General features: G+C 72.1%; 24 protein-coding genes. 11 read left to right on the top strand and 13 right to left on the bottom strand.

Annotated features, from left to right (window positions below; translation table 11 throughout):
• Window positions 1–136 precede the first annotated feature (136 nt).
• Window positions 137–1,780, bottom strand: coding sequence for a hypothetical protein (locus O0S08_RS13900; protein ID WP_269039599.1), 1,644 nt, complete (start codon window positions 1,778–1,780; stop codon window positions 137–139).
• Between the two features lie 107 nt (window positions 1,781–1,887).
• Between O0S08_RS13900 and O0S08_RS13895 the strand changes: the two genes are divergently transcribed.
• Window positions 1,888–3,414, top strand: coding sequence for a sigma 54-interacting transcriptional regulator (locus tag O0S08_RS13895; RefSeq protein ID WP_269039598.1), 1,527 nt, complete (start codon window positions 1,888–1,890; stop codon window positions 3,412–3,414).
• Between the two features lie 2 nt (window positions 3,415–3,416).
• Window positions 3,417–4,934 carry a protein kinase domain-containing protein gene (locus tag O0S08_RS13890; RefSeq protein WP_269039597.1) on the top strand — a complete coding sequence of 506 codons (1,518 nt, stop codon included), beginning with the start codon at window positions 3,417–3,419 and terminating at the stop codon, window positions 4,932–4,934.
• A 126-nt stretch (window positions 4,935–5,060) separates the two neighbouring features.
• Here the strand turns inward: O0S08_RS13890 and O0S08_RS13885 are convergent, their stop codons facing one another.
• Both O0S08_RS13885 and O0S08_RS13880 read right to left on the bottom strand, forming a co-directional pair.
• Window positions 5,061–6,215, bottom strand: coding sequence for an STAS domain-containing protein (locus O0S08_RS13885; RefSeq protein ID WP_269039596.1), 1,155 nt, complete (start codon window positions 6,213–6,215; stop codon window positions 5,061–5,063).
• A 393-nt stretch (window positions 6,216–6,608) separates the two neighbouring features.
• Window positions 6,609–7,976: a TolC family protein gene (locus O0S08_RS13880; protein WP_269039595.1), complete on the bottom strand. Its 1,368-nt coding sequence runs from the start codon at window positions 7,974–7,976 to the stop codon at window positions 6,609–6,611.
• A 717-nt stretch (window positions 7,977–8,693) separates the two neighbouring features.
• Between O0S08_RS13880 and O0S08_RS13875 the strand changes: the two genes are divergently transcribed.
• The gene (locus tag O0S08_RS13875; protein ID WP_269039594.1) at window positions 8,694–10,202 is read left to right on the top strand and encodes an HTTM domain-containing protein; all 1,509 of its coding nucleotides are present in this window, start codon (window positions 8,694–8,696) and stop codon (window positions 10,200–10,202) included.
• A 58-nt stretch (window positions 10,203–10,260) separates the two neighbouring features.
• On the opposite strand, the gene O0S08_RS13870 is transcribed toward O0S08_RS13875, so the two are convergent.
• Both O0S08_RS13870 and O0S08_RS13865 read right to left on the bottom strand, forming a co-directional pair.
• A complete protein-coding gene (locus O0S08_RS13870; RefSeq protein WP_269039593.1) occupies window positions 10,261–10,815 on the bottom strand; it encodes a hypothetical protein in 555 nt (184 codons plus the stop codon).
• A 6-nt stretch (window positions 10,816–10,821) separates the two neighbouring features.
• Complete coding sequence (locus O0S08_RS13865) at window positions 10,822–11,715, bottom strand: hypothetical protein (protein WP_269039592.1); 894 nt, start codon at window positions 11,713–11,715, stop codon at window positions 10,822–10,824.
• A gap of 828 nt (window positions 11,716–12,543) precedes the next feature.
• Here O0S08_RS13865 and O0S08_RS13860 point away from each other — a divergent pair.
• Complete coding sequence (locus O0S08_RS13860; RefSeq protein WP_269039591.1) at window positions 12,544–13,590, top strand: potassium channel family protein; 1,047 nt, start codon at window positions 12,544–12,546, stop codon at window positions 13,588–13,590.
• A gap of 705 nt (window positions 13,591–14,295) precedes the next feature.
• Window positions 14,296–15,324, top strand: coding sequence for a DUF4846 domain-containing protein (locus tag O0S08_RS13855; RefSeq protein ID WP_269039590.1), 1,029 nt, complete (start codon window positions 14,296–14,298; stop codon window positions 15,322–15,324).
• A gap of 280 nt (window positions 15,325–15,604) precedes the next feature.
• Here O0S08_RS13855 and O0S08_RS13850 read toward each other — a convergent pair whose 3' ends face one another.
• Entirely contained in the window at window positions 15,605–15,943 is a 339-nt protein-coding gene (locus O0S08_RS13850) for a peptidase associated/transthyretin-like domain-containing protein (protein ID WP_269039589.1), read from the bottom strand.
• Window positions 15,944–15,953: 10 nt separating this feature from the next.
• Complete coding sequence (locus O0S08_RS13845) at window positions 15,954–16,913, bottom strand: hypothetical protein (RefSeq protein WP_269039588.1); 960 nt, start codon at window positions 16,911–16,913, stop codon at window positions 15,954–15,956.
• A gap of 442 nt (window positions 16,914–17,355) precedes the next feature.
• Here O0S08_RS13845 and O0S08_RS13840 point away from each other — a divergent pair, with 442 nt between their 5' ends.
• Window positions 17,356–18,021: a hypothetical protein gene (locus O0S08_RS13840; RefSeq protein ID WP_269039587.1), complete on the top strand. Its 666-nt coding sequence runs from the start codon at window positions 17,356–17,358 to the stop codon at window positions 18,019–18,021.
• Between the two features lie 108 nt (window positions 18,022–18,129).
• Here O0S08_RS13840 and O0S08_RS13835 read toward each other — a convergent pair whose 3' ends face one another.
• Window positions 18,130–18,327, bottom strand: coding sequence for a hypothetical protein (locus tag O0S08_RS13835; protein ID WP_269039586.1), 198 nt, complete (start codon window positions 18,325–18,327; stop codon window positions 18,130–18,132).
• 99 nt (window positions 18,328–18,426) lie between these two features.
• On the opposite strand from O0S08_RS13835, the gene O0S08_RS13830 reads away from it, so the two are divergent.
• Genes O0S08_RS13830 through O0S08_RS13810 form a run of 5 tightly spaced genes read left to right on the top strand, consistent with a single transcriptional unit; the run spans window position 18,427 to window position 19,854 of the window.
• The gene (locus tag O0S08_RS13830) at window positions 18,427–18,708 is read left to right on the top strand and encodes a hypothetical protein (protein ID WP_269039585.1); all 282 of its coding nucleotides are present in this window, start codon (window positions 18,427–18,429) and stop codon (window positions 18,706–18,708) included.
• Window positions 18,705–18,908 (top strand): hypothetical protein, encoded by a 204-nt coding sequence (locus tag O0S08_RS13825; RefSeq protein WP_269039584.1) that lies wholly within the window; start codon window positions 18,705–18,707, stop codon window positions 18,906–18,908. The genes O0S08_RS13830 and O0S08_RS13825 overlap by 4 nt, the downstream gene beginning before the upstream one ends.
• Window positions 18,909–18,914: 6 nt before the next feature.
• Complete coding sequence (locus tag O0S08_RS13820; protein WP_269039583.1) at window positions 18,915–19,106, top strand: helix-turn-helix domain-containing protein; 192 nt, start codon at window positions 18,915–18,917, stop codon at window positions 19,104–19,106.
• On the top strand, window positions 19,103–19,462 hold the full coding sequence (locus O0S08_RS13815) for a hypothetical protein (RefSeq protein ID WP_269039582.1): 360 nt from the start codon (window positions 19,103–19,105) through the stop codon (window positions 19,460–19,462). The genes O0S08_RS13820 and O0S08_RS13815 overlap by 4 nt, the downstream gene beginning before the upstream one ends.
• Window positions 19,459–19,854: a hypothetical protein gene (locus tag O0S08_RS13810; protein ID WP_269039581.1), complete on the top strand. Its 396-nt coding sequence runs from the start codon at window positions 19,459–19,461 to the stop codon at window positions 19,852–19,854. Before O0S08_RS13815 ends, O0S08_RS13810 begins: the two co-directional genes overlap by 4 nt.
• Here the strand turns inward: O0S08_RS13810 and O0S08_RS13805 are convergent.
• The 5 genes from O0S08_RS13805 to O0S08_RS13785 all read right to left on the bottom strand — a co-directional run bounded on the left by O0S08_RS13805 (window position 19,851) and on the right by O0S08_RS13785 (window position 24,387).
• Window positions 19,851–20,558 carry a CPBP family intramembrane glutamic endopeptidase gene (locus tag O0S08_RS13805; RefSeq protein ID WP_269041960.1) on the bottom strand — a complete coding sequence of 236 codons (708 nt, stop codon included), beginning with the start codon at window positions 20,556–20,558 and terminating at the stop codon, window positions 19,851–19,853. The two genes, O0S08_RS13810 and O0S08_RS13805, sit on opposite strands and share 4 nt — an antisense overlap.
• A 48-nt stretch (window positions 20,559–20,606) precedes the next feature.
• Window positions 20,607–21,116, bottom strand: coding sequence for a hypothetical protein (locus O0S08_RS13800; RefSeq protein WP_269039580.1), 510 nt, complete (start codon window positions 21,114–21,116; stop codon window positions 20,607–20,609).
• A 154-nt stretch (window positions 21,117–21,270) separates the two neighbouring features.
• Window positions 21,271–21,747, bottom strand: coding sequence for a hypothetical protein (locus O0S08_RS13795; protein ID WP_269039579.1), 477 nt, complete (start codon window positions 21,745–21,747; stop codon window positions 21,271–21,273).
• A 24-nt stretch (window positions 21,748–21,771) separates the two neighbouring features.
• Window positions 21,772–23,085: a hypothetical protein gene (locus O0S08_RS13790; protein ID WP_269039578.1), complete on the bottom strand. Its 1,314-nt coding sequence runs from the start codon at window positions 23,083–23,085 to the stop codon at window positions 21,772–21,774.
• 3 nt (window positions 23,086–23,088) lie between these two features.
• The gene (locus O0S08_RS13785; protein WP_269039577.1) at window positions 23,089–24,387 is read right to left on the bottom strand and encodes a hypothetical protein; all 1,299 of its coding nucleotides are present in this window, start codon (window positions 24,385–24,387) and stop codon (window positions 23,089–23,091) included.
• Window position 24,388: the final 1 nt, after the last annotated feature.

The raw sequence follows: 24,388 nt of genomic DNA, 5'->3' as shown, positions 1-24,388 counted from the left end.
TGCAAGCCGCGCGCGCGGAGACTCGCGAAGGATTGCGGGGCGACCTGGCGCGGACAACAGTCCGGCGCGGGCCCTCGCGAAGCCGAGTTCACCCGCCGACCGCAGCGCAAATCGAGGCGAGCGCTCGGCGACCGCCTCAGAATCTGCCGGCGACCGACCAGCCGGCCAGGCCCGGCGCGGCCCACGGCGCGGACGCGAACGCGCGCGCACGCTTGCGGCGGTCGACGGCGTCGTGGATGAGCGCGATCCCGGAGAACAGCACCAGGCCCGCGCCCACGCCGGTGAGCAGCGCCGCGGCGATCCGCGAGCCGTCGGTGCGCTCGAGCCGGGCCGCCGCCACGCGCTGGTTCGGGTCGTCGAGCAGCCGCTCTCGCTCGCCCATGGCGAAGCCCAGCCAGCCGCCGGCGCCGGCCGCCAGCATCCCGCCGACCCCGAGCTCGATCACCAGAGCGCGCCGCTTGGCCTTCACTGCGAGCGTCACCAGCGTGGCCACCGAGCCCAGACTCGCGCCCGCGATCACGCCGCCGGCCGTGTGCAGCTTGCCGGCGAGCTCGAGGTCGCGGTGCAGCTGCGCCGCCGGGTAGGCCGACTCGATCGCCGCCGCCTGGGCCGGACTGATCTCGGCGGACGTCGCCGGGTCGACGCCCGCCTCGTCGCGGACCGCCGCGTCGCGCCGCTCCGCCCGCTTCTCGCGGCTGTTCCCGGCGAGCATCAGGCCGATGCCGGTGAAGTAGGTCGCCGCGAACCCGCCGAACAGGCCGAACAGCAGCTTGTTGTCGCGCTTCAGCTGCTGGTCGTCGACCGGCTTGCGCCGGCTCAGGGTGACGTCGATCGGCGGTTGACCTGGCCGAACGGTCAGATACTCGTCGGCGCCGTGCCGGCGCGCGCGGACCTGCAGCTGCCACATCCCCGGCGTCAGCGAGACCGTCGCCGACGGGCCCGCGAGCGGCCGCTCGATCACGGTCCGCGCGGGGTTGTCGATCGCCTGCAGCCTGAGCTGCGCGCCGCGGAGCGCCCGCTCCGGCGCGAACCGCAGGTCGACCACCACCTTGCGTCGCTGCAGCTGCAACGACCACGACTGCGACGCCTCGACGACGGCCGTCGCCGGCATGAAATCGGGCGCGGCGACGTCGACCCGCCACGATCCGCGGTCGAGGTGGACGCCGGCGAGCGGACGGCCGCTCAGCTCGAAGCTGTTCCCGGGGACAGGTTCACCGGCCGGCCCGAGCTGCCGCAGCGAGATCCTGGCGGCGGCGGCCAGCCCCTCGGGGACGGCCTGCGGCCCGTTCGGCCCCGCCTCGACCAGGAGGACCTGCACGTGCACAGTCGCCTCGATCTCGCGCTGGCGAGCATCCTCGAGGTGACGGCGCACCGATTCGGGCATCGCGCTCGTCGCTCGCAGGCACTCGTCGAGCAGGCGCAAGGCGATCGCGTGATGCCCCGCGCGCGAGCGGGCGATCGCCGCGTGATAGAGGAACCGCGGATCGGCGGTCGTCTGCCACTGCGCCTCGTAGATCTGCGCCGCCTCGGCGAACCGCCCGCTCGCGCTCAGCAGCTGCGCGTGGCTCACCGCCGCGACCGGCGGGGCGGCGAGCTCCGGCGGCGGACGATCGACGTCGACCTCCACCTGCGCGACCGCGACCGGCAGGGCGGGCCCGGCATCGGACACCGGCTGGGCGGCGCGGACCGGCGACGGCAACCCGGCGCACACCAGCGCCAGCGCGACGCCGGCCGTCCAGCTGTCCGCAGCGATCGCCACGCTCGACCGGATCCGTCTCATCGCGGAGCATGGTGCCAGCTTCCGGTCCGCCGGGCGACCGGGCGCACGCCCGGGAACAACGGTCGACGGCTTATCGAGCCACCGTCGGGCGTGTACCATGCGGCGCCGTGGAGGTCACCGAGACGTTCGAGGCGAGCGTCCAGCTGCGGCGCGGCGCGGCGCCGGTCGGGACTCGTCTGGGGCTCGTCGTGCTCTGGTCGGCCGACGAGCCCGAGCGGGTCGGCGAGGTCGCGCTCGCGCCCGACGTGCAGCCCGGCGCCGCCTATTTGCTCGGCCGCGCCGAGGCCAGCGCCGACGATCCTGCGCCGCGGCTCGAGTGGGCCCGCCAGCGACCGGGCCTCGTCACCCTGACCGGACCGTTGCGATCGCCACGGCTGTCTCGCACCCAGCTCGCGGTCGAGCTCGGGCAGGGCGTGCTGCACCTCGACAACCGCGGCCGCTCGCCGCTGCTGCTGCGCGGGCGCGAGGTCCAGCGGGTCACCCTCGCGCCCGGCGACGTCGTGGTCCTCGCGCGCGTGGCCGTGTTCATGTGCGTGCAACGACCGGCCGCCTCGCCGCCGCCCGATCCGCCGCTCGTCTTGCATCCGTTCGGCGACGCCGACGACGACGGCATCGTCGGCGAGGATCCGCTGACCTGGGCCCTGCGCGCGCGGGTCGCCTTCGTCGCCGGCCGCAACGCCCACGTGCTCGTGCGCGGCCCCAGCGGCACCGGCAAGGAGCTCGTCGCGCAGGCGATCCACCGCCAGTCCGCGCGCGGCCGGCGGGCCCTCGTCGCCCGCAACGCCGCCACTTTTCCCGAGACCCTCATCGACGCCGAGCTGTTCGGCAACGCCAGGAACTTCCCCAACACCGGCACCGCCGAGCGCCCCGGCCTCGTCGGCGAGGCCGACGGCGGCACCCTCTTCCTCGACGAGTTCGCCGAGCTGCCGCAGCCGCTGCAGGCCCACCTGCTGCGCGTCCTCGACGGCGGCGAGTACTCGCGCCTCGGCGAGGCCGCGGCCCGCCGCGCCGACTTCCGCCTGATCGCCGCCACCAACCGCCCGCCGCAGGCGCTCAAGGACGACGTCCTGGCCCGCCTGCCCCTGCGCCTCGAGCTCGCCGGCCTCGGCGAGCAGCGCGCCGACATCCCCCTGATCGCCCGCCACATCCTGCGGCGCCTGGCCCGGGCCGACCCGCTGCTGGCGCGCCGGTTCTTCCCCGACGGCGACCCCGCGCGGCCGCCCCGCGTGTCGTGGCGCCTGATCGAGCAGCTCGCCTCGCACCCCTTCACCACCCACGTGCGCGAGCTCGAGTCGCTGCTGTGGCAGGCCATGGCCGCCTCGACCGGCGACACCGTCGACGTCGCGCCCCACCCCGGCGAGGCGCCCCATGTCCCCGAGGACATGTCCTCTCCGACACCTCCGTCCGTCGCCGTTTCACCTGTCCCTGGGGACAGGCTGTTCGACACCGCCCCGCCGGCGCGGGCCGAGCTCGATCCGCTGACGATCCCGCCGGACGTCATCCAGCGCTGCCTCGACCGCCACGAGGGCCGCCAGGAGCCGGTCTGGCGCGAGCTCGGCCTGTCGAGCCGGCACGTCCTCACCCGCCTGGTGCGGCGCTACAACCTCCAGGTCCGCGGCCGCGGGGGCGCCTAGGGATGCAGTCGGGCGACGACCACGACGAACTCGCCGCCCTCCGCCGGGAGCTGGCGGCGCTGCGGGCCGAGCGGGACGCGGGCTCGGCCGCGCTGTTCGAGGCCGTCGCCGCGACCGCGATCGACGCCATCGTCACGATCGACGGCGCCGGCCTGATCACCCAGTGGAACCGCGGCGCCGAGCGGATCTTCGGCCGACCGGCGGACGAGATGCTCGGCGCCAGCGTCACCGAGATCATCCCCGACGACTTCCGCGAGGCCCACCGCGCCGGCCTGCGACGCGCCCGCGCGACCGGCGACTACCGGGTCGTCGGCCGCACCGTCGAGCTCGAGGGCCTGCGCCGCGGCGGCGCCCGCTTCCCGATCGAGCTGTCGCTGTCGACGTGGGCCCACGGCGACGCCCGCCGGTTCACGGCGATCGTGCGCGACATCTCCGAGCGCAAGCAGGCCGAGCGCCAGCTGCGGCAGTACGTCGAGGAGCTCGCGCGCAAGAACACCGAGCTCGAGCGCTCGCACAACGAGCTGCTGCGCTCCAACCGGCAGATCGCCCAGCTGTTCTCGGCCGTGGTCGAGGCCCTGCCGGGCAGCGAGATCGACGGCCGGTACGCCCTGCACGAGCGGATCGGCACCGGCGGCTTCAGCGTGGTCTACCGCGGCAGCGAGGTCGCCAGCGGTCGTTCGGTGGCGATCAAGGTGTTCCGGCCCTCGGGCGGCGTCATCACCAGCGCCCAGCTGGCCCGCTTCGGCCGCGAGGGCGAGTGGCGGATCCGCCACCCCAACGCCGCCGTCGTCCTCGACTTCGGCGTCGCGCGCAGCGGGATCCCCTACCTCGTCATGGAGCTGCTCTCCGGCGAGACCCTCGCCGACGCCCGCCGTCGCGGTCCCCCGCCGCGGCTCGCTCGCGTCCTGGCGATCGCCCTCGTCGTCGCCGAGGTGCTGGCGGCCGCCCACGCCGACGGCATCCTGCACCGCGACATCAAGCCCGAGAACCTGTTCCTCCACCGCGACGAGCGCGGCGAGGAGGTCGTCAAGGTCCTCGACTTCGGGATCGCCAAGTTCGCCCGCCGCGTCACCGAGGCCGCCTCGGTTGAGCTCACCGGCGTGGGCCACGTCCTCGGCACCCCGCGGTACATCGCCCCCGAGCGCCTGACCGGCGCCGAGTACGACGGCCGCTCCGACGTCTACAGCCTCGGCGTGCTCCTCTACGAGCTCGTCGTCGGCGTCTCGCCGCTGGGCCTGCGCGGCCGGACGCCGTGGGAGGCGGTGACCCAGCACATGACCTACCAGCCGCGCTCGCTGTGCGACGTCGACCCCGGCCTGCCGCTGGCGCTTTCGCAGCTGGTGGACCGCACCCTCGCCAAGGACCCCGCCGCGCGCCCGCACGCCGCGGCGCTGGTGGACGCCCTGCGCGAGCTCCTGGCCGAGGTCGAGGCCGACCCCGCCCTGGCCGGCCGGATCACCCGCGCGGCGGCCTTCGGGGTCGCCGAGACGCTCGACCACGAGCGCACCGAATCCGGCTGACCTTTCGAGCATGCCCTCAAGTGCATGTCCTTCGGAGCATGCTTTGATAGACATGCGCTTCGGAGCATGTCCGGAGTCTTCATCCGTCACCCTCAGAAACATGCCCTCGAGGACATGTCCTGGCGGTCACCCAACCCGCAGCGCGTCCTCGAGGGTCTGGAAGCAGGGCACGCCGCCGAGGTCGAGGCGAGCGGCCAGGATCGCGTGCACCAGCCGGGGGTGGACCCCGCTGAGGGCCGGCGCCACGCCCTGGAGGCGGACGACGCGGAGGATCCGGAGCAGGCCCTCCGCGGCGGCCTCGTCGATGTCGGCGGCGCCGGTGAGGTCGAGCACCACGCGGGACACCCGCTCGGCCCCGGTGCGCTCCAGCAGCGCCGCGAGGGCGACCTCGATCCGGTCGCGGTCGAGCTCGCCGATCAGCGGCAGCGCGAGCACGCCGGCCCCGACGCGGATCACCGGCGCCGCGAGGTTGCGCAGCTCCTCCGCCTGCGCGGCCAGTAGCTCGCGGCTGCGCTCGAGCTCCTCCACGTGGGCGCGGCGCTCGGCGATGTCGCGCTGGGTGACGAGCACGCCCCGCTTGCCGGTGACAGGATCGAGGACGACGCGCGCCTCGGTGTCGTACCAGCGCTCGCCTGCGGTCGTGCGGACCAGGGTGTCGGCGCGGTAGACCGAGTCCGCGGCGACGCAGGCGCGGAGCTCGGCGACCTGCGCCGGCTCGACGAAGCCGGCGAGCAGCTGATCTTGCGCCTCGCCCGGGGCGACCGGATCGCCCAGGGCCCGGATCGCCGCCGGGTTGCGCAGCAGCGCCTCGCCGGTCGCGGCGTAGTAGGACACGAGCTCGCCGATGTGGCGCAGCGCCTCGTAGCCGCGGCGCTCCTCCGCGAGGATCTCCTCGGCGCTCAGCGGCCGCGCCTCCACGAGCATCGCCAGCCGACCGGGCTCGTCGGGGCGGTCGGCGACCAGCAGCCCCGACGCGCGGCACTCGGCGACCACCGGCGCCGGGGCGCCGTCGGGGTAGAAGGTCCAGCGCTCGGTCGCGACTTCGCCGCGCTCGAAGCGACGGCGCAGGTTCTCCATGCGCGTCAACGTCGCTGCCGACGGCGAATGCCCCGCGTTGCGCCCGCTCCACTCCGCGAGCGACGGCGAGTTCCACATCGCCAGGCCGGCGCGGTTGCACCACCACCTCGCGGCCTGGGGCAGGTCGACGATCCACATCGGCGTGCGCAGCCGGTCGAGCACGAGCAGGTCGTCGGGAGTGCAGGGCTTCCGGTCGAGGTCCATGCGCGAGGGCGGAACCTCGCACATCCTCTCTGCTTTGCCGAGGTCGTAGGATGCGTCGCTCGCGGGCCCTGCGCGGCGTCCTCGTGCAGAGCGAGCCGCGAGGCGAGACGACGTCGCCGTCCGCGGTCCCTCGGACGTCCGTCATCCTCCGCGCCAGCGGGCCTGCGGGAACGCGAGGGCGACCCGCCGACGTCCTCGACTTCGGCGCCGCGAGCGGCGGGAATTCCCCGACTGCATCCTGGAGCAGCGGCGGCACGCGCCTCGCCTGGGCGAACGCCCGAGCCGCCCCTCACCGCGCGAACGCGCGCCCGAATCGCTCTGTCCTCGACGACATGCCCTATTAGACATGTCTTTTAGGGCATTACCTTTGAGGCATGTCTCCTCGGACATGTCTCAAATCGCTGGGAATCCGAGCGCCTGCTCCACCCCGGCGAGGGCCACGTGGTAGGCCGCGAGCGCCCGGAAGTAGGCCAGGTAGACCAGCACGCGGGCCTCCTGGGCGCGCACCGCGACCAGGAACGGCGACTGGTTGGCGAGGAAGGCCTGGCGCGCGTCCTCGTAGACGGCGTCGGCGGTGGGCAGCAGCTCGCCCTCGTAGAGGCGCAGCTGCGACTGCTGGAACGAGGCCAGGGCGACCGCGTCGGCGAGCTGGCGGGCGATCTCGTGGGCCAGCGCCGCGCCCTCCTGATCGATCTGCTCGCGCACCGCCCGGACCTCCGCGAGCGGGCCCTGCTGGCGGTTGAGGAGCGGCACCTCGAGCGACAGCATGAAGAACGCGCCCCACAGCGGCTTGCCGTTCGGCACCATGTCCGGGCCGACCGACACGACCATGTCCGGGGCCCGGTTCGCGCGGGCCAGCCGCTCCTCCTTGTCGACCACCTCGCGCGTGCTCTTCAGCCGAGCCAGCTCCGGCCGCTGGCGCAGCGCCTCGACGATCAGGTGGTCGTAGGCGGACAGGAATTCGTTGCGCCAGTCGTCGTTGTGGAGGTCGAGCCAGCTCGGCGGCCGGTCGCGCGCCGGCGACACCAGCTCGAGCTCGACGCTGGGCGGGTTGCCGAGCAGGCTGTTGAGGCGGATATCGGCCTGGAGGTGCTCGAACTTGGCCTGCTCGAGCGCCTGACGGGCGTGCAGGCGGGTCGTGTTGGCCTCGAGCACGTCGGCGCGCGGGATGTCGCCGGGCAGCGCCTCGGCCTGGCCGAGCAGCTCGTCGACGCTGCGGATCAGGGCGATGAACTGAGCCTCGCGCTCCTGGGCGAAGAACGCCTCCATGTACGTGCGCCGGGCCTCGGCCCGCAGCGTCGCCGCGAGGATCCGCAGGTCGGCCTCGTGGACCCCCACCTGCGCCCCGGCGACCTCGACGCGCCGGCGCCGCTTGCCGAGCTCGAACGTCTGCGTGACCCCGAGCCGGTAGGTGTACTCGGCCGTGCCGTTGTCCGAGAGGATGTACGGGTTGGGGATCGACGTGCGCGCCGTCAGCACGCGGGCGTCGAGGACCCCGCGCTGGGCCTTGAGCGCCGCCATCCGCGGGTGCTTCGCCTGGACCGCGCGGATTACCTGCTCGACCGTCCACCGCTGCAGCGGCCCCGGACGCAGCGGCGCCGGCGCCAGCTCGCGCGGCTCCGGCTTGCTCAGCGTCGGCGCGGCCGTCGGCGGCGGGGCGCCGGTGGTCGCCGGCGGACCGGCGGCGACTCGGTTCGAACCTGTCCCAAAGTACAGCATGGCGACGCACGCCGTGGCGCGGAGCGAGGCGAAGAGCGACATGGGCTTCAGGGTTGTACACCGGGATCTCCCCCAGGGCGGGTGCATGCGAGATTCTTCATGGGCGATTTCGAGCAATCGCGGCTCGAGCCGTGACCCGGGGCATTTCAAGGCGTTCTCGCGTCGGGGGATCCGGCAAGCTGGCAAGCGAGGAGAGAACATCTCCGGCTTTGATGGGACCGACGCGCGACGCGACCAGCGCGGGGAGAACAAGCGAAGGCCCCGCGAAATGCCGCGATCGCGGCGCTCGGAGCGGGCACTCGCCGTAATCCCCGTCCTGCGGCCATTCACCGGAGCGGCCCATTCGTCGCGATTCCCCTCACCCTCGGTTCGCCGCTCTCGCCATTCGCACGCGAACATGTCGCTCGTGCCACGCTCGCACCATTCCGCGGGGAACCTGCCCCTTGGAACAGGTCCTACGGCTTCCTGCGCGCACGAGCGGGTCCGGGCGCGCGACCTGACGAGGTCCTGAGGCGACGACGCGACCGGCCCCCGCGCGGCCCGAGGCCCCCGCCCCTCCGCAGGCGGCGGCAGCGCGCTCCGGACGAGTCCAGCCGCCTGCCGGCGGCTCGCCGAACTGTGCGCTGGATCGCCGGCCCGGCCGCCGGGCGCGCTGGACCCTCGCCGACCGGCGTCACTCTCGCGGCGCCCCCGGAGGCTCGGGGGCATGACGGAGGCGCGCAGGCGGTGGGCGCTGCGCCCGGCGCTATCGATGGGTTCATGGACGTCAACTCCTCGTCCCACTCCATCACTCGCCGCGAAGAGGTCCCGGTCGTGGCCGCCACCAGCGGCTTCGGGGCCGCGGTCTCGGGCAGGGGCGTGCGGCCTCGGCTGCCGCTGCACGAGCGGCTGTTCGCCCCGGTCGACATCGCCTCGCTGGTGTGGTTCCGGATCGCGTTCGGCCTGCTGATGATCGTCGACGTGTGGCGCTATTACGGCAAGATCGGCGCGACGTACATCCAGCCGGGGTTCCACTTCACCTATTACGGATTCGATTGGGTCCGTCCGTGGCCCGGCGACGGCATGTACGTGCATTTCCTCGTGCTCGCCCTGGCCGCCGCCTGCGTGATGATCGGCTTCTGCTATCGCGTGGCCGCGACCGTGTTCTTCCTCGGCTTCAGCTACTGGTTCTTGCTCGAGCAGGCGCGCTACCTCAATCACTTCTATCTGATCGCGCTGATCGCCTTCGCCATGATCTTCGTCCCCGCGGGCCGCGCGTACTCGGTCGACGCCTGGCTGCGCCCGCGGCTGCGGGCCAAGACCGCGCCGGCCTGGGCCCTGTGGTTCGTGCGGTTCCAGATCGGCATCCCCTACGTGTTCGGCGGGATCGCCAAGCTCAACGCCGATTGGTTGCAGGGCGAGCCGATGCGCATGTGGCTGGCCGCGCGCGCCAACCGGCCGGTGTTCGGGCCGCTCTTCACGCAGGAATGGGTCGTCTATTTCTTCAGCTGGGGCGGCCTGCTATTCGACCTGCTGATCGTCCCGTTCCTGCTGTGGCGCAAGTCGCGGCCGTTCGCGTTCGTCGGCGCCCTGCTGTTCAACCTCGTCAACGGCTATGTGTTCACCATCGGCATCTTCCCGTGGGTGATGGCCGCCGCCACCCTGATGTTCTTCGAGCCGGACTGGCCGCGCCGCTTCGGCCGGTTCCTCGCCCGCCTGTTCGGCCTCCGGACGCGCGATCGCTTCGAGCCGTGGCTCGCGCGGGCGCGTGAGCCGGTCACCGCCGCGCTGCGCATCGGCCTGCAGCCCCGGCAGCGGCTGATCCTCGCCCTCCTCGGCGTGTACTGCGGGTTTCAGCTGCTGTTCCCGCTGCGTCACTGGCTGTATCCCGGCGACGTCGCGTGGACCGAGGAGGGCCACAAGTTCTCGTGGCGGATGAAGCTGCGCGACAAGGAGTCCAAGGTCCGCTTCCTCGCCACCGACCCGCACGAGGAGCGGACCTGGGAGGTCGACGCGCGGCAGTACCTCACCAGCTGGCAGCGCTCCGAGATGTCGGGCCGGCCCGAGATGATCCTGCAGTTCGCGCATCACCTCGCGGCCGACCTGCGCGCGCAGGGCCACGAGGACATCCAGATCCGCGCCATCGCCAGCGTGTCGCTGAACGGTCGCCCGCGGCAATTGATGATCGACCCGGACGTCGACCTCGTGAAGCAGCCGCACTCGATCTGGCCGGCCCCGTGGATCTTGCCGATGGCCGAGCCGGCGCTGGCCCCCGAGCGGCACCTCTGACCGCCGACGCGCCGGAGCAGACACTGCCGGACCCTTCGCGGGGCCCGGCGCCGCGCGTTCACGGCACTTCGACCTGCTGCATGAACGACGCCACCTGCACCGTCCAGGTGCCGCTCGTCAGGTTCGACAGCACCGCGGAGATGGTGTACTTGCACACGCAATTATCCATCGGGTTGCCGCCGATGTCGTAGATGACGAGGATCGAGTTGTTGGGCAGCAGCTGGACCTTGGGCGAGAACGTCAGGTCGCAGGCCGCGTCGTGGCCGAGCTCGGTGAGCCGGATCTGGCCCGGGCCGAGCACGTCGATCACCAGCGAGCCGACCGCGTCCTCCTCGTCGGGGCAGAACGACATCTGCTCGCCGACGTCGACGCCGCAGTCCATCGCGGAGGTCTCGCAGGAGGGCGCCGGACCGGTGGTGGTGCCGGCGTCGGTCGTGTCCGCGGAGGTCGTGACCGCCGCGGTCGTGGTCGGCTCCGCGGTGGCGGTCGAGGTCGTGGTCGAAGTGCCGGTCGGCTCGGTGGTGCCGGTGGTCGAGCTCGACTCGCTCGAATCGGAGCCCTGGCCGCACGCGGCGAAGAGGGCGACGGCGAGGGCGACGGACGAGCGATGCATGGTCGCTCAGGCTCGACTGGTGACCCGGTATTCGGTGGAGTTGCGCTCGCCGCGGCGCGCGACCTGGCCGGAGGCGACCAGGCGGTGGAGGGCGATGCGGACCTGATTGTCGGAGCCGCCGACGTGGGCGCGCAGCTGCGAGGCGCCGATCCAGCCGTTGGTCTGTTGCAGCAGGGTCATGACGGCCGAGTCGTAATGGGCGCGGCCCTCGAGCGTGCGTGCCGACACCACCGGCGGACGGCCGCGCTTGCTCGGCGGCGGCAGTGTGGCCGCGTCGTCGTCTTCGTCCTCGGGGACCTCGTATTCGGCCCCGGGGATCCATGAGTAGCGGGCGGGCTTGCCCTCGCTGTGGACCTTGCCGGCCTTGATCAGCTCGGTCACCGCCCGGTACATCGTGCTCGGGCTCCCGCCCAGCCTGGCCCGCAGTTCACCGGATGTCAGCCCGGTCCCTGCCGACTGCAGCATCTCGACGATCGAAGACACATAGTCGCTGCTGGTGGCGCTGGGCGATCGTCCGGACCGCAGCGAGGCGGACGCGTCCGTCCTGGACACCCGTCCGCCGCCACGCTTCGCCGTCTTGCCTCCGCCCCGGCTCACGTCCCCAGCCGCGGCGTTCTGGCTGAGTTCGGCGAGCTTGAGGTTGTCGAGGCCGCGTCCGAGAGGGCTCGTCAGGATCTCCCGCAGGTCGCCGAGAGTGAGCTCGGTGAACCGTTGCCGCAGCACTTGCGCCAAAAGGATGGCCTGGTGCTCCGCGACGCTGCGCTGCAGATCGGACCGGAGACGGTGGAGGATGCTCATGGGCCAGATATGCCGCAAACCCTTGGCTGAGTCACGACATAATTCGCCAGCGGCGCATCTCAAACGCATTCGCGTCTCCGCGCCACTCGTCTTCATCACCATCTGCGCGAACAGGCCTCTGCACGGTCTTTATGCCGCGTTTATGGAGCCGGACCGCAATGGCGTCCGCACACGCGGAAGCACAGGACACGGGCCAAGCTGACGATTCAAACCGCCGCCACCCCTGTGCCCTGAACTCCGTTCAATATCGGTAGTTCTGCGGCCGTCGGCCGGCGCCCGCTTCGATCGCAGCACCTGCGGGCGCGGAAGATTGCGACGAGCACTCGGCCTGGCTCGCCGACCCGTCGGCAGGCCCGCGCGAGCGGACACTCGACTGCGGCGGAAACAGAGTTCTGCTCCAGGTCACGCGGCAGACCGCCGGCGCTCTGCGAATAAACAGCGATCGACCGTCTGCGATCGCCTGTGCGCATCCCGGCGCTACGAACGAGGCGGCGTGTCGGATCGGTCAGAATGTGAGCACCGGTCATGACAGCGCGAATGGGTCGCTGTCACGGTCCCGCCCTCGACCGGAGACCGCGGGTATCACCTGTCAGGCCGGACAGCCCGCGGCACGCGCATCCTACATCCCCTGAGGCCTGGCCTCCGCGGCCATTGACCGCAGCGAAGAGTTGCGATGTGACAGCGAAGTGCGCGACATCACCGGCCGGCGCATCGGATGAATCATCGTTCCGATCGAATCGCCGATGGGCGGCCTGCATACGAGTTCAGCCGACGCCCGATCGGAATTGATCGACAGCACAGTTTCTGTCCTGTCCGTGAGGACATGTCCTCGTCGCCAGACGGCCGATCCCGCGCGGGCCGCCGGCGATCTCGCCGCCGGACGGAGCCCTTCCCTGTCCGGCCGGCCCCGCGTTACCGTAGCCGGCCCGCATGCCCGTCCGCCGCGTCCGCACGCCGCTGCTCGCCCGCCTGCGCTTCCTGGCGTACGCCCTGCGCCTGCTGGCGCCGCGGCTGGCGATCCTGGCCGGGCTGACGATCGCCGGCGGCCTGACCCTGCTGGGGCGCGGGAGCGCGCAGGAGGTCGCCGGCCTCGACTTCGTCGCCGCCTGCTATCAGGTCTACACCCAGCTGTTCTTCGAGCACGTCAGCAGCCTGCCCGAGGACTGGGTCCTGCGGCTGATGTACTTCACGGTCCCGATCGCCGGCGCCTTCATCGTCGCCGAGGGCCTGTTGAAGGTGGGCCTGTCGCTGTTCGACTTCAACAACCACCAGACCGCGTGGATCCGCATCATGGCCCAGACCTACCGCGATCACATCATCCTGATCGGCCTCGGCCACGTCGGCTTCCGCGTGCTCGAGGAGCTGCTGGCCCGCGGCCGGCCGGTCATCGTCGTCGAGGCCCGCGGCGAGGGCCCGTTCGTCGAGGAGGCGCGGGCCCGCAACGTCCCGCTGGTGATCGGCGACGCCCGCCGCGAGAGCCTGCTGCGCGAGCTCGGCCTCGACCACGCCGCCTGCCTGATCGCCTGCACCGACGACGACCTCGTCAACCTCGAGGTCGGCCTCGACGCGCGCCAGATCAACCCGAACATCCGCCTCGTCATGCGCTTCTTCGACCAGAACATGGCGCGCAAGCTCGGCAAGGCGTTCTCGGTCGACTCGATCTTCTCCACCTCGGCCATCTCCGCGCCGCAGTTCGCCGCCGCCGCCCTCGACGAGCGGATCCACGGCGCCTACCGCCTGGGCGACACGCTGATGGCCACGCTCGAGCTCGAGATCACGGCCCAAAGTCCCCTGGCCGGCAAGAACGCGACGGAGATCCGCGCCCTCCTCGACGCGCCGGTGGTCGGCCTCCGCCGCAACAAAGAGCCCCCGACCCACCGCTTCGACCGCACCGAGCCCCGCCGCCCTGGTGAGAGCGTGATCGTCCACGTCGCCGTCGACGAGATCGACGGCGTCAAGGCCCGCGCCCGCGGCTGAACGAACCGCTGAGAGCGGCCCCCGCTCGCCCCGCGGGACGAACGTTCGCGCGCGACGCCTCGCACGATCGATCCACATCGCGACGCGGTGGCTCGCGCCCCCGGAAGGACGACCACGAGCGTCGCCTCGCTCGCTGTCACGTGGCCGAGGCTCGCGCCCGAACAATCGACGGCGGGCGAGCCATTGTCGCCGCTCCGGGCGTCGAGGCCGGGGAACGACGACCGCGAACGTCGCCTCGCTCGCCGATCCACTGTCACGTGGCCGAGGCTCGCGTCCGAACATCAACGGGGGCGACCCATTCTCGCCGCTCCGGGCGCCGAGGCCCGGGGAATGACGACCGCGAGCGTCGCCTCGCTCGCGCGATCCACTGTCACGTGGCCGAGGCTCGCCCCGAAGGACGACCGCGAGCGTCGCCTCGCTCGCGCGATCCAGTCACGTGGCCGAGGCTCGCCCCCGAAGGACGACCGCGAGCGTCGCCTCGCTCGCTGTCACGTGGCCGAGGCTCGCGCCCGAACAATCGACGGCGGGCGACCCGTCCTCGCCGCTCCGGGCGTCGAGGCCTGGTCCCGATCGCGGCAACATGGGCCCCTCGTCCCGCCTGGCCGGCGCGCCGGCTCACGCATGAGACCCCAGCTTCGGCGGACGCCGGCCTCCCGGGCGAACGCGCGCTGCCCTGCGGTCCCGCCTCGGCGCATACTGCCGGCGATGCTCCGTCGCGTCGTCCTCGGCCTCGCCTCGCTGCTCGCCTGCGACTCCGCCGGCGTCGCCCCACCGGCCGCGCCGCCTGCGGGCGCCTCGCCGCCTTCGTCCAGGTCCGATGGGACAGGCTCCAAAGGACATGCTCCTGAGGACATTTCCAAAGAGACACCCTCGGCCGCCGCCCCGACCGCCCCCTCACCTGTCCCTGCGGACACCTCGAGCAAGCCGGACGTCCCGCCGCTGACCCGCTACGGCTGGTTGACCGAGGCGGGCGGCGAGCCGCCGGCGCGCGAGCAGCTGGCCGCGGCGATCGCCCCCCCGGCGGGCGCGCGGCGGGTCCCGCTGCCCGAGGGCAGCTTCGGCGCCTGGCTGCGCGGCCTGCCGCTCTTGCCGGAGGGGGCACCCGTGCTGCTGTACAGCGGCGAGACCAAGGGCAACCAGGCGGCGCACTTCCGGGTGGTCGACATCGACGTCGGCGACCGCGACCTCCAGCAGTGCGCCGACGCAGTCATGCGCCTGCGCGTGGAGTACCAGTGGGCGGCCGACCAGCGGCGCGCGATCGCCTTCAAGCTGACCGACGGCACCCCGTGGGACTTCGCCTCCTACCTCGGCGGGACCCGCCTCAAGCTGGTCGGCAAGAAGGCCGAGCGCGTGCCCGGCAGCCCCCGCCCCGCCACCCGCGAGACCCTGCGCGGCTACATGCGCACGCTCTTCACCTACGCCGGCACCGCCTCGATCGCCGCCGAGCTGCCGCGCCGCGAGCTGGCCCAGCTCACCGCCGGCGACGTCCTGGTCCAGGGCGGCTTCCCCGGCCACGCCGTCCTCGTCCTCGACCTCGCCGAGGACGACCAGGGCCAGCGCTACTTCCTGCTCGGCCAGAGCTACATGCCGGCCCAGCAGTTCCACGTGCTCAAGAACCCGAGCGACGGCGCCCTGTCGCCGTGGTACCGCGCCGACTCGCTGAAGGCCGGCGCCATGACCCCCGAGTGGGGCCCCTTCACCGACCGCGACCTCCGCCGCTTCCGCGACGGCTGACGCCGAGGAGGCTCCGCCGCGCCCGGCCCGCCACGACGGACGCACCCGTCCGCCGGGGCCTTGTCCGCCGGTCCCCGGCAGCCTCGCACGGCGCTCGCACCGACGGGAATTTCCCCTGCGACCGGCGATGCCCCAGCGCTCGTGCCGTCGCGCGCGCGAAACATCCCTGCCTCGCCCGCAGCGTCGTCCGGACATGCCCTCGCAGACATGCCCCTTCACGCATGCTCAAACGGACATGTCGTCTCCGACATGTCCCTTCGCCCATCTTCGGCGCCCGGCCTCAGCTCGGGTCTTCGAGCAGCTCGGCGCGGATCACCACCGGCCCGTTGCGGTCCTTCTTGACCGTGGCCGTGACCTGGACCGGGAAGCGGCCGGGCTTGCGGACCTCGATGCGGTGGATCCCGGGGGCCAGCAGCAGCGGACCGGTCTCCGGCTCCTGCAGCACCTTGACCTGGCCGACGTAGTTGCCGTCGACGAACACCTCGGCGTCGAGGTCGGCGGGGGCCACCTCGAGCACGAGCGGCGCCGACTGTTCGGCCCCGCTGAGCTCGCTGCGCTTGCAACCGCCGGCCAGCGCCAGCGCCAGCGCCAGCGCGCCCATCCACCCCATCCCGCTCATCTTGCTCATCCTATTGCAGCCGCGCGTGTACGACATCGGGCCCCTCCACCTCCAATGCCACGAGCGTCGCCCCGGGCACCTGCACCGCGGCGAGTCGCTCCTGGAGCTCGGCCGCGCTGAGCGGGCCGTCGATCTTCAAGGTCACCGAGCCGTCGCCGCCGACCGCGGCCACCTTGACCGCCTGGGCCCCGATCACCGACTCCGCGATCGCGCGCTCGAGCCGCCGCACTCGCGCCGCCGGCCACGGGGTGGTGAGGCGCAGGCGCAGGCCGCCGCCGGCTGACTGCACGGACATGGCCCCGGAGACCTGGCTCGAGGCGCTCTCGAGGGCCGAGGCCGCCGCCGCCGCCGCGTCGGCCGCGAAGCCGGTGGCGGTGGCCGAGGCCGAGCCGTCGCGACCCTCGCCGCGGAGGACCACGGCCGCCTCGACGACGATCCCGTGGGGATACGCGACGGCGCCGAGCTCGCGACAGCGGAGCTCGAGGGTCCTGGCCGAGGCGGCGGAGATCGTCCCGCCGCGACCGTCGCGGAGGAGGCCCGCCTTGATCCACCGCTGCGCCAGCGCCTCCGCGGCCCCCTCGGCACAACCCTCGCCGCGCACGGCCACCAGCGCCGGGCCCTCCTTCGCCGCCGGCGCGACCGGCAAGGCCAGCGCCTTGGACAGCCGCCCGGTGTCGATCTCGACCGACACAACCGCCGTCGCCGTCGCCCCGTCGTCGCCCTGCTGCAGCACCCGATAGGCCCGCGTCCACACCGCGGCCTCGTCGAGGATCTTCTTCCGCTGGACCGCGTCCGCCGGCCCGAGCTGCTCGAGCGCCGCCTCGAGCGCCGCCCGCCGCGCCCGCTCGAGCGCCTGGCCGCGGGCCTTCAGGCTGTCGACCTTCTCGCTGATCGGCGCGTGGCCGGTGCCCGCGAACGGCGCGGCCCAGGCCGGCAAACCGCCCAAAAACGCCGCCAGCACCAGCACCAAGGCGGAGAGGCCCCGAGCGACACGGCCGCGACCGAAGGTCTCGCCTCGCGGATGTCTCGGCATGACCCCCAGAGCCTGACAGAGTGCCGCGCCGCGGCGCAAGTATGTCGCAAAACCGCAGGGACCCGCGGCAAAACCCGGTCCAAACCCGCCAGGACCTCCTAATTCCGGGTATTGCCGCGGCCTTGCGGGCGACGCGCAGATCACTGCGCATCACTATATGTCGCCCCGGATCACCGAGAGTTTGGCACGAGCGCGTTCGTGTCAGCACCGGCTGTCCTTCAGGACATGGTCGAAGGCGCTCGCGCGGATCTCGTCGCGGTCTCGCACAGTTGGCGGCCGCGCCGCCCAGGACCTGCCCGGAAGACCGTAAAGCTGACATCTCGGTCGCGACCGGGGCTGCCGTAGACGCTCGATCCGCCGCGACCGGACGGTCGTGGGCATGCTGATCATCCGCCCGCTCACCGCGATCTTCCTCTTCACCCTCACCGCCTGCGAAGCCACCGTCACCACCCACGGCGGCGGCGGTGGTGGCGGCGGCGTCGTCGTCATCATCACCGACCCCGACGAGGACAGCACCGGCGGCTCGACCTCGACGTCCACCACGAGCAGCTCCGGCGACGACACGAGCTCGAGCACGACCGAGACGTCGGCCGACACCTCGACCGGCACGAGCAGCTCCACCGGCGACGAGACCTCGATCGAGGCATGGACCAGCTCGACCACCGGCGACGCCTCCACCAGCAAGTACCCGTCCACGGGCGACGCCACGACGGACGCCAGCACCACCGACGCCGGCACCACGACAGGCGACGAGCCACCCCTACCCGCTGTCTGCGGCGACGGTATCTGCGAGGGTTCCGAGCTCGAGTTCGAGTGCTACGGGCCCGGGTGGTGCTACGGCGATTGCGCGGAGCACCCGGCCTGCATCACCGACTGCCCCTGCACGCCCGAGGCGGCAGCCGCCATGTCGATCTGCGGGCTCGCGTCGGGAACCTGCTCGGCCACCCTGCCCGGCGGCTACTGCGACCCGAACGGGAACGGCGACTACCTCGACGGCGACCACACGCGGGGGTTCCTCGAGTGGAAGGCCAAGTGCCAGGGCTGATCTGGCTTTTGGGACATTTGATACAGTCCGAGAGGGCACTTCGGATTCAATCGGCGCTCGAACCCATTGAAAAGACAAGACATTTTCAATGGGTTTCGGAGGGTTGTTTCAACCCATGGCATCGGGCGCTGCGAACGAGCTGTCGACCTGAGTCGGGACGGCGCCGGACTTGACGGTCGGCGTGCTGCCGGCGACGGCGCCATCCAAGCTGAAGCACATGTCCGGTGTGAGTTCGGTCGCGATCCGGGCAGAAGCAACCGAAACGCCAGACGGCCGCGTGTCCAAAAAGTCGAGGGGTCGCGACACGTTCGGCAGCTTCGATCTCACAGGACCCTAAATCCATGACCGAAAGGTCATGACCGAAGGGTCATTCCAGCTCTGCCCTCCCGCGGGCACGTTCAGGTCATGGCTGTTGACCTCCCGTCCCTCCTCCACGCGGGCGCGGCCCGGGCCGCCGCGCTCGACTTCCTCGAAGCCCGGGGCCTGGCCGCGCCCGACCTCGACTCGAACCGCACGGATGACGTTCTCGCCGCCCGCGCCGCCGAGGTGCTGACCGCCGACGGCATTCTCGACGCGAGCACCTCGACCGCGGGCCGCGAGCTGCTGCTCAACACCTGGGCGCGCGGCTACCTCGCCTGCATGCTCGCGCTCCAGGGCGTGGACACCAGCGCTCGGAGGGCAACATGAGCGCCGTGGCCGGGTTCATCGACAGCCCCGACCACCCGACGCCGCCGCGCCGCTGTCTGCCCCGGGTCATCGTCGCCAGCGCGAGCGAGGCTGGTCCCCGCCACGCCGTCACTCGCCCGCACACCTGCGCCGCGGACTTCGACGTCGAGACGACGCTCGAGGACAGCTCGCCCCGCCTGCTCGGCCGGCCAAGGAGGTGATGAGCGATGCCTCGCGTCGCCCTGCCCGACCTCAACCTCGAGAACGCCGAGCGCCTGCTCTGCATCGCCGCGCTCGAGCAAACCGGCTCGATCGTCGAGGCGGCGCAGCTCCTCGGCATCAGCCGGCGCCACCTCGCCCGGAAGCTCATCAAGCACGGGATCGTGTGGCCCAAGCCACGCCCCGCCGAGGCGAAGTGACCCGCGGCGAGCGCATCCACTACAGCGCCCGCGACGCGGCTCCGGGCGCTCGCCAGCGCGGCCTCTGCGGCCAGCGCGTGCCCGCTGAGCAGCTCGCCTCGGCGATGACGGCGATCAACTGCGAGCGGTGCCGGGCGATCCTCAGCAGCCCGGCCCGCGCCGACGAGATCGCCGCGCAGCTCCTCGCCGTGTCGAGTGGCGACCTCGCGGGGGCGTGGCGCGCCCTCGCGGTGTGGATCGAAGACGGGACGCTCCTCGGCGGGCCCGAGCACCTGCGCCGCCTCCTGGCCGCGGTCCGCGTCGAGCTCGACCGGCGCGGCGCGACCTCACCACCTGTCCCGGAGACCAGCTCATGAAGTCCTTCGTCGCCCCCACCATCCTCGCGTTCCTGGCCGCCTGCACCGACACCAACCCCGAGCCCGACGAGCCGCCCGTCGTCGACATGGACCACGCCAACGAGCTCGCCTGCGACGCTGGCACCGAGAGCGACACCACCGGCGACGTCCCGGCCGATGACGGGCCCGGCTCCGGCTCGGGCGGCGACGGCCTGTGCCGTCCGGTGATCGACGTGCTCGGCACTGTCATCGGCACCGCCTGCTGGTCGTGCAGCACGTTCGCTTGCACCTGTCCCATCGAGCAGACCTCGGGCGCCTGCCTAGCGCCGTGCAACGAGGCATGCAACGAGGGCTTCACCTGCCGCCCGATCGTCATCGACGCCGAGCTGCTCGATGTGTGCTGGCCGGTCTAACTCCACCCAGCGAAGGTCGCCAACGCGAGCACCCCGAAGCACACCCCGGCGTGCGCGGCGATCGAACCCGGCAGCCCCGCCACCATGAAAACCCAGGCGAACGCCCACCCATGCACGAAGTAGGCGGGATGCGGCGCTCCGCCGAACGCGAGCCAGTGGACGAGGAAGAACACCGCACCCGACACCAGGGCCGCCGAGCTCCGCGACAAAACCGAGAGTGTGGCCGGGACCAAGAGCGCCCGATAGGGCACCTCCTCGGACAGCGGCGCGAGGATCGACGTGACAGCTTCGAGACCGATCGCCCAGGCCGGAGGCGGCGGCTCAAGTCGCCCGAACGTGTACCAGTACTCGAAGCGGCGCAGGTGCGCGAGGATCTCCTCGTAACTCATCCCGTTCGCCGTCATCGTCAACAGCGGCACCGCGATGTCGATCAGCATGCCGGCGAGGAAGATCGCCAGGAGCAACATCCCCGCTCCGACGCGGCCGCGTCGCATCGCCCACGCCGGCATGCGCAGGCCGAGCTCGTCCGGTGTGAAGAGGCCCGTGCGGCGCGCGACGAGCAGCGCAGCACCGGCTGTTATCAATCCAGGCCCATAAATCAGCGCAACGCGGAGGACCGGGGCGTCGTGCGGCTCCAAGCCGGAGGCTCGGAGCGCGAGTATCCAGCCGACGTGGGCTGCGATGGCCGCCACCATGAGCGCCATGCGCTTCACGTCACCGGCTTACACGACGACGACCGACCCCGCAACGACTCACTTGTCCGGCGGGGTCGTCTCGCCCCCCTTCGGCGGCGGGCAAGACGCGAAGCACGACGCGAACAGGCACGCGCCGACGATCACCACCATGCCGAGCAGGCCGCCGCCGGCCTTCGCCGCCGCGCTCTCGGTGAGCTTCAAGCGCTCGGCGATCTCGAGGGCCTCGGCCTGCTGCTCGGTTGTGCCGTGCGGGCCGAACGCCGCGACCACGCGCAGCAGATCGTCGAAGTGGTCGCGGACCGCGGCGGCGACGAGCTCGCAGTCGCGGGCGAGGGCGAAGCGGTCGAGGTCGGCGAGGTTGACGGCCGCGAGGTCGAGGAGCGCGTGCCCGCGGGGCACTGCAAATAGTACCCGGCCCGCGTCGCCCGGGGCGGGCACGCTCTGGAACTCGGGCTTGATGACGTAGCGCAGGCTCCCCTCGCCGCCCTCAAAGCCCTGTGGGACGGCGGCGAAGGTGCCTGATGTGACGACGTGGGTGCGCTCAGGAACAGGTCGATCGACAGACATGAATACCTCCAGCGCACTCGCCTATCACGCGACGAGGCGCGGAGGGATGCACGGCCCCACAGCCGCTGGGCTGACATCGTTCGCACCACCCGCCGGCGACGTGCATGATGCCGCGGCCGCACGCCCCCGAGCGTGGCGTCGCCCGCTAACGCGGTTACGCGAACAGCGTGTACGCGAGCATCAGCTTGCCCGCGCCGGCCGTCACGTCGGCGAGGTCAGGCGAGCCGCCGGTCGCGGCGAAGACCAACGCACACGAGCCAGCATCGCCGGCGACCTGCAAGCCGATCAGCGCGCCCGCTGCTGCCGGGCGCTTCGAGCCGGTCGCGCCCGAGAGCTGCGTCGCGGCGAAGTACCCGTCGTCGTCGCCGCTGGTGCCGGCCTTGAGGGTGACGCCGGTCGTGTCGCCGCCGGAGAAGGTCAGCGCGGTCGTCATCGTGATCGCCGCGCCGAGGATCAGCGCACCGACGGGGACCGCGTCGCTCGACAAGCTGCCGGCCTGGATGTCGGTGAGCGTGAACGGCACCTCGATCATCTTCACGACGCCCGTGCCCGAGGCCCCGGACATGTCGACGGCGCCCTCGAAGGTGCAGTCGCCGCGGAACAGCTTGTCGTCGTCGTACGTCGTCGGCATCGCACGGAGGCTATCGCCGCCGGCTCAGAGATCCTCGAACGCCACCATCAGGTACCGCCAGCGGAGGCTGACGCCGGCCGTCGTCGTCCGTCCCTTTACCTGCAGCACGGTCGGGTCCTGCGCCCCGAGCCCGCAGCGTAAGTGGCCCGGCGCCGAGAACCATCCGTAGGTGGTGCCGGTGACCCGGACCTCCGCGACGCTGTGGTCCGCCGTCTCGATTCGAGCGATGCCGGTGCTCGAACCCGACAGGCTGGCGTAGATGTAGCAGCGGACCGGGACGACGTTGTCGAGGTCCCGGAGCACGACGTGCTCCTCGCTGTCCTGCACGCGCCGGGCGTTCGCCCCGGATGACGCGGACCACCCGGGCTTCGTCGCGTCGAACGAGGCTGCCGCGGTCGTCAGGAAGTCACGGAAGCTGGTCCCGGTCAGCAGCTTCGCGTCGGTCTCGGTCGCCGAGATCGTCTGGTTGCTCTCGTCGTACGCCGACACGAACAGCAGCACCGGGCCGAGCTCCTGGCACAGCCGCGCCGCGGCGTCGCACACGACCTCGGCGCCGCCGCCCGGGTCGCTCGTGCTGCGCCGCGTCACCGGCACGGGGCCCGCGAGCTGGCCGAGGTCGCCGCCGTTCGCCGCCGCGTGCATCGGCACGGTCCAGTCGCCGGCGGCGAGGTCGTACGCGAGCGCGAGCGGCTCCTCGAACACGACGACATCGACCGCGCGCGGGCTGCCGATGTAGCTCACCGTCAATGCCACGGTCGCGCCATCACACCAGGCGGCGAGGTTCGCCGGGGCGGTCAGGTCGGCCGGCAGCAGCAGCGACGAGCGGCGTCGGTGGAGCTGCGCCCAGGCGGCGCCCGCACCGGCGGGCTGGGCAGCATTCGGCGTCTCCGAGCCCGCGATCGAGAGGTCTCGCGACACCGTGACGGACGACCCGTTGTCGTACGTGGCCGCAATGCGCACGACGCCCTTGGGACCGCCGGTCTCATAGCCGCCGAGGCCGTCCGGCTGGGTCGTGAGCCCGCTGGGGTTCGCCACCAGGACTGCGCGGACGAAGTGCCCGGGCGTGAGGCGGATCGGCGGCGTGCGAGCCACGACCCGCGGTGTGGTCGCGTCGGGGTGCGACCACGCCGAGATGCCTGTGTCGAGCACGCTCCACTTCTCGGCGCCGTGGAGGCCGATGCTGCACAGGATCCGCCGACCGTGCGACAGCACGCGGTCTCCGGCAGCATGGACCGCGGACGCGCGCGCGCGGCTCATGAGCCGCGACCCGCGGAGCGGCTCGAGGGGGACGGAGGTCTGGGGTTCGCTGATGAAGCGGCGGCGATAGGTAGTGGCCATGGCTCAGAGCTCCGCGATGTCGAGAGCGCCGTCGTCGGCGGGCTCGAAGTAGGGCTCGACCGTGGCGGCGTGCATGTAGGCGATCGTGTTGGCGACGTGCGGCGAGCCCTCGTCCATCGAGATGCCGACTGCGAGCCAGGTCATACCGAGCTCGTCGATCGCCAGCGGCAGCGCGCCGAGATCGAGCCACTCGCCGGCGCCGGTGCCGTGGTCGGTCGAGCACGTCGCTGCCGTGGTGCGGTGGTAGATCAGCGGCCCGAGTGGCTCGCCGACGACAGGGAGCCCCGCCATCGAGTACATGCGCCAGCGGACCTCGGCCGTCACTGTGTTCGACGGGTTCTGCTGGCGCACGAACAGTCGCACGCGGGCACGGTTCACCTTGAGCGGCACCGGTCGGCACCACAGCAGCGCGATGCACATGCGAACGTCCGGGTCGCCGGGCGCGGCCCGCCACCACGCCGACGTCGGCGCGTCGTACTCATGGTCGATCGCCAGGGGGTCCGGTACGCGCAGGTTGACGAGCGGGCCGACGAGGCGCCGATCCGACTGCTCGAACGCGTGGCCCGCCCACAGGTGGGCCGGCCCGACGAAGGAACCGTCGCTGGCGACGTCGAGGGTCGCCCGGTGCGGGACGAGCACGGCGGAGCGCCGCACCTGCGTCGTCGCCGGCGGCGTGCTCGCGGCGACCCAGTCCTCGCGCTGCTCGGCCTGGCTGTGGAACCGCCGGCCGATCCGCACCTGCCGGAAGTCGAGGCCGCCGGTGAACGGCAAGGCCCCGCCGTAGGCCGCGCCGACCGAGAGCGTGTCGCTCGCCGATGCTGCCAACACGAGCGGCTGAGTCGCAGCGGCCGTCTCGAGCGCGCCGGTGGTCAGGTTCCAGACGAGCAGCTCGTGCCTCAGGTTCGCGCCGTCCGGGTGGGTACAGTAGGAGATGAGGAAGGTCCGGTCGCTGGCGTCGAGGTCGGGCAGCGCGAGGGAGAGGAGCGTGGTCCCGTCGGAGCGGCAGCGGACCGAGCTGCCGCTGATGTCAATGCGCCAGCTGTAGGTGCTGGCGTTGCCGTGGTCGATGAGGACACCGGACTCGCCCGACTTGATGTTCCAGATCAAGGTGAGCTCGCCCGTGTCGAGCGCAGTTCGAGCCGAGTTCGCTTCATCGAGCCAGTTGGTCGCGGGGACGGTGAACTGCTCCGAGAGGTCAGTGCCCGGGCGGTACTGCGAGTGATCGATGAAGGGGTCCGTCTCGGCTGCATCGAGCAGGAGCACGGTGTCGGGCTTCGAGTAGGGGCTGATCGTCGTCGGCATG

It is taken from the genome of Nannocystis punicea, from assembly GCF_026965555.1.
GTDB classification, from domain to species: Bacteria; Myxococcota_A; Polyangia; order Nannocystales; family Nannocystaceae; genus Nannocystis; species Nannocystis punicea.
The sequence above is the reverse complement of the archived record's forward strand: the minus strand, read 5'-3'. Positions and strand labels throughout refer to the sequence as shown.

Excerpts from the sequence above, each read along its gene's own strand:
- O0S08_RS13900 (WP_269039599.1), bottom strand. The coding sequence starts at position 1,780 with ATGAGACGGATCCGGTCGAGCGTGGCGATCGCTGCGGACAGCTGGACG.
- O0S08_RS13840 (WP_269039587.1), top strand. The coding sequence starts at position 17,356 with ATGCTGATCATCCGCCCGCTCACCGCGATCTTCCTCTTCACCCTCACC.
- O0S08_RS13885 (WP_269039596.1), bottom strand. The coding sequence starts at position 6,215 with ATGGACCTCGACCGGAAGCCCTGCACTCCCGACGACCTGCTCGTGCTC.
- O0S08_RS13790 (WP_269039578.1), bottom strand. The coding sequence starts at position 23,085 with ATGGCCACTACCTATCGCCGCCGCTTCATCAGCGAACCCCAGACCTCC.
- O0S08_RS13880 (WP_269039595.1), bottom strand. The coding sequence starts at position 7,976 with ATGTCGCTCTTCGCCTCGCTCCGCGCCACGGCGTGCGTCGCCATGCTG.
- O0S08_RS13825 (WP_269039584.1), top strand. The coding sequence starts at position 18,705 with ATGAGCGCCGTGGCCGGGTTCATCGACAGCCCCGACCACCCGACGCCG.
- O0S08_RS13890 (WP_269039597.1), top strand. The coding sequence starts at position 3,417 with ATGCAGTCGGGCGACGACCACGACGAACTCGCCGCCCTCCGCCGGGAG.
- O0S08_RS13875 (WP_269039594.1), top strand. The coding sequence starts at position 8,694 with ATGGACGTCAACTCCTCGTCCCACTCCATCACTCGCCGCGAAGAGGTC.
- O0S08_RS13800 (WP_269039580.1), bottom strand. The coding sequence starts at position 21,116 with ATGTCTGTCGATCGACCTGTTCCTGAGCGCACCCACGTCGTCACATCA.
- O0S08_RS13820 (WP_269039583.1), top strand. The coding sequence starts at position 18,915 with ATGCCTCGCGTCGCCCTGCCCGACCTCAACCTCGAGAACGCCGAGCGC.
- O0S08_RS13830 (WP_269039585.1), top strand. The coding sequence starts at position 18,427 with ATGGCTGTTGACCTCCCGTCCCTCCTCCACGCGGGCGCGGCCCGGGCC.
- O0S08_RS13855 (WP_269039590.1), top strand. The coding sequence starts at position 14,296 with ATGCTCCGTCGCGTCGTCCTCGGCCTCGCCTCGCTGCTCGCCTGCGAC.
- O0S08_RS13805 (WP_269041960.1), bottom strand. The coding sequence starts at position 20,558 with ATGGCGCTCATGGTGGCGGCCATCGCAGCCCACGTCGGCTGGATACTC.
- O0S08_RS13870 (WP_269039593.1), bottom strand. The coding sequence starts at position 10,815 with ATGCATCGCTCGTCCGTCGCCCTCGCCGTCGCCCTCTTCGCCGCGTGC.
- O0S08_RS13860 (WP_269039591.1), top strand. The coding sequence starts at position 12,544 with ATGCCCGTCCGCCGCGTCCGCACGCCGCTGCTCGCCCGCCTGCGCTTC.
- O0S08_RS13850 (WP_269039589.1), bottom strand. The coding sequence starts at position 15,943 with ATGAGCGGGATGGGGTGGATGGGCGCGCTGGCGCTGGCGCTGGCGCTG.
- O0S08_RS13785 (WP_269039577.1), bottom strand. The coding sequence starts at position 24,387 with ATGCCGACGACGATCAGCCCCTACTCGAAGCCCGACACCGTGCTCCTG.
- O0S08_RS13795 (WP_269039579.1), bottom strand. The coding sequence starts at position 21,747 with ATGCCGACGACGTACGACGACGACAAGCTGTTCCGCGGCGACTGCACC.
- O0S08_RS13810 (WP_269039581.1), top strand. The coding sequence starts at position 19,459 with ATGAAGTCCTTCGTCGCCCCCACCATCCTCGCGTTCCTGGCCGCCTGC.
- O0S08_RS13865 (WP_269039592.1), bottom strand. The coding sequence starts at position 11,715 with ATGGTGATGAAGACGAGTGGCGCGGAGACGCGAATGCGTTTGAGATGC.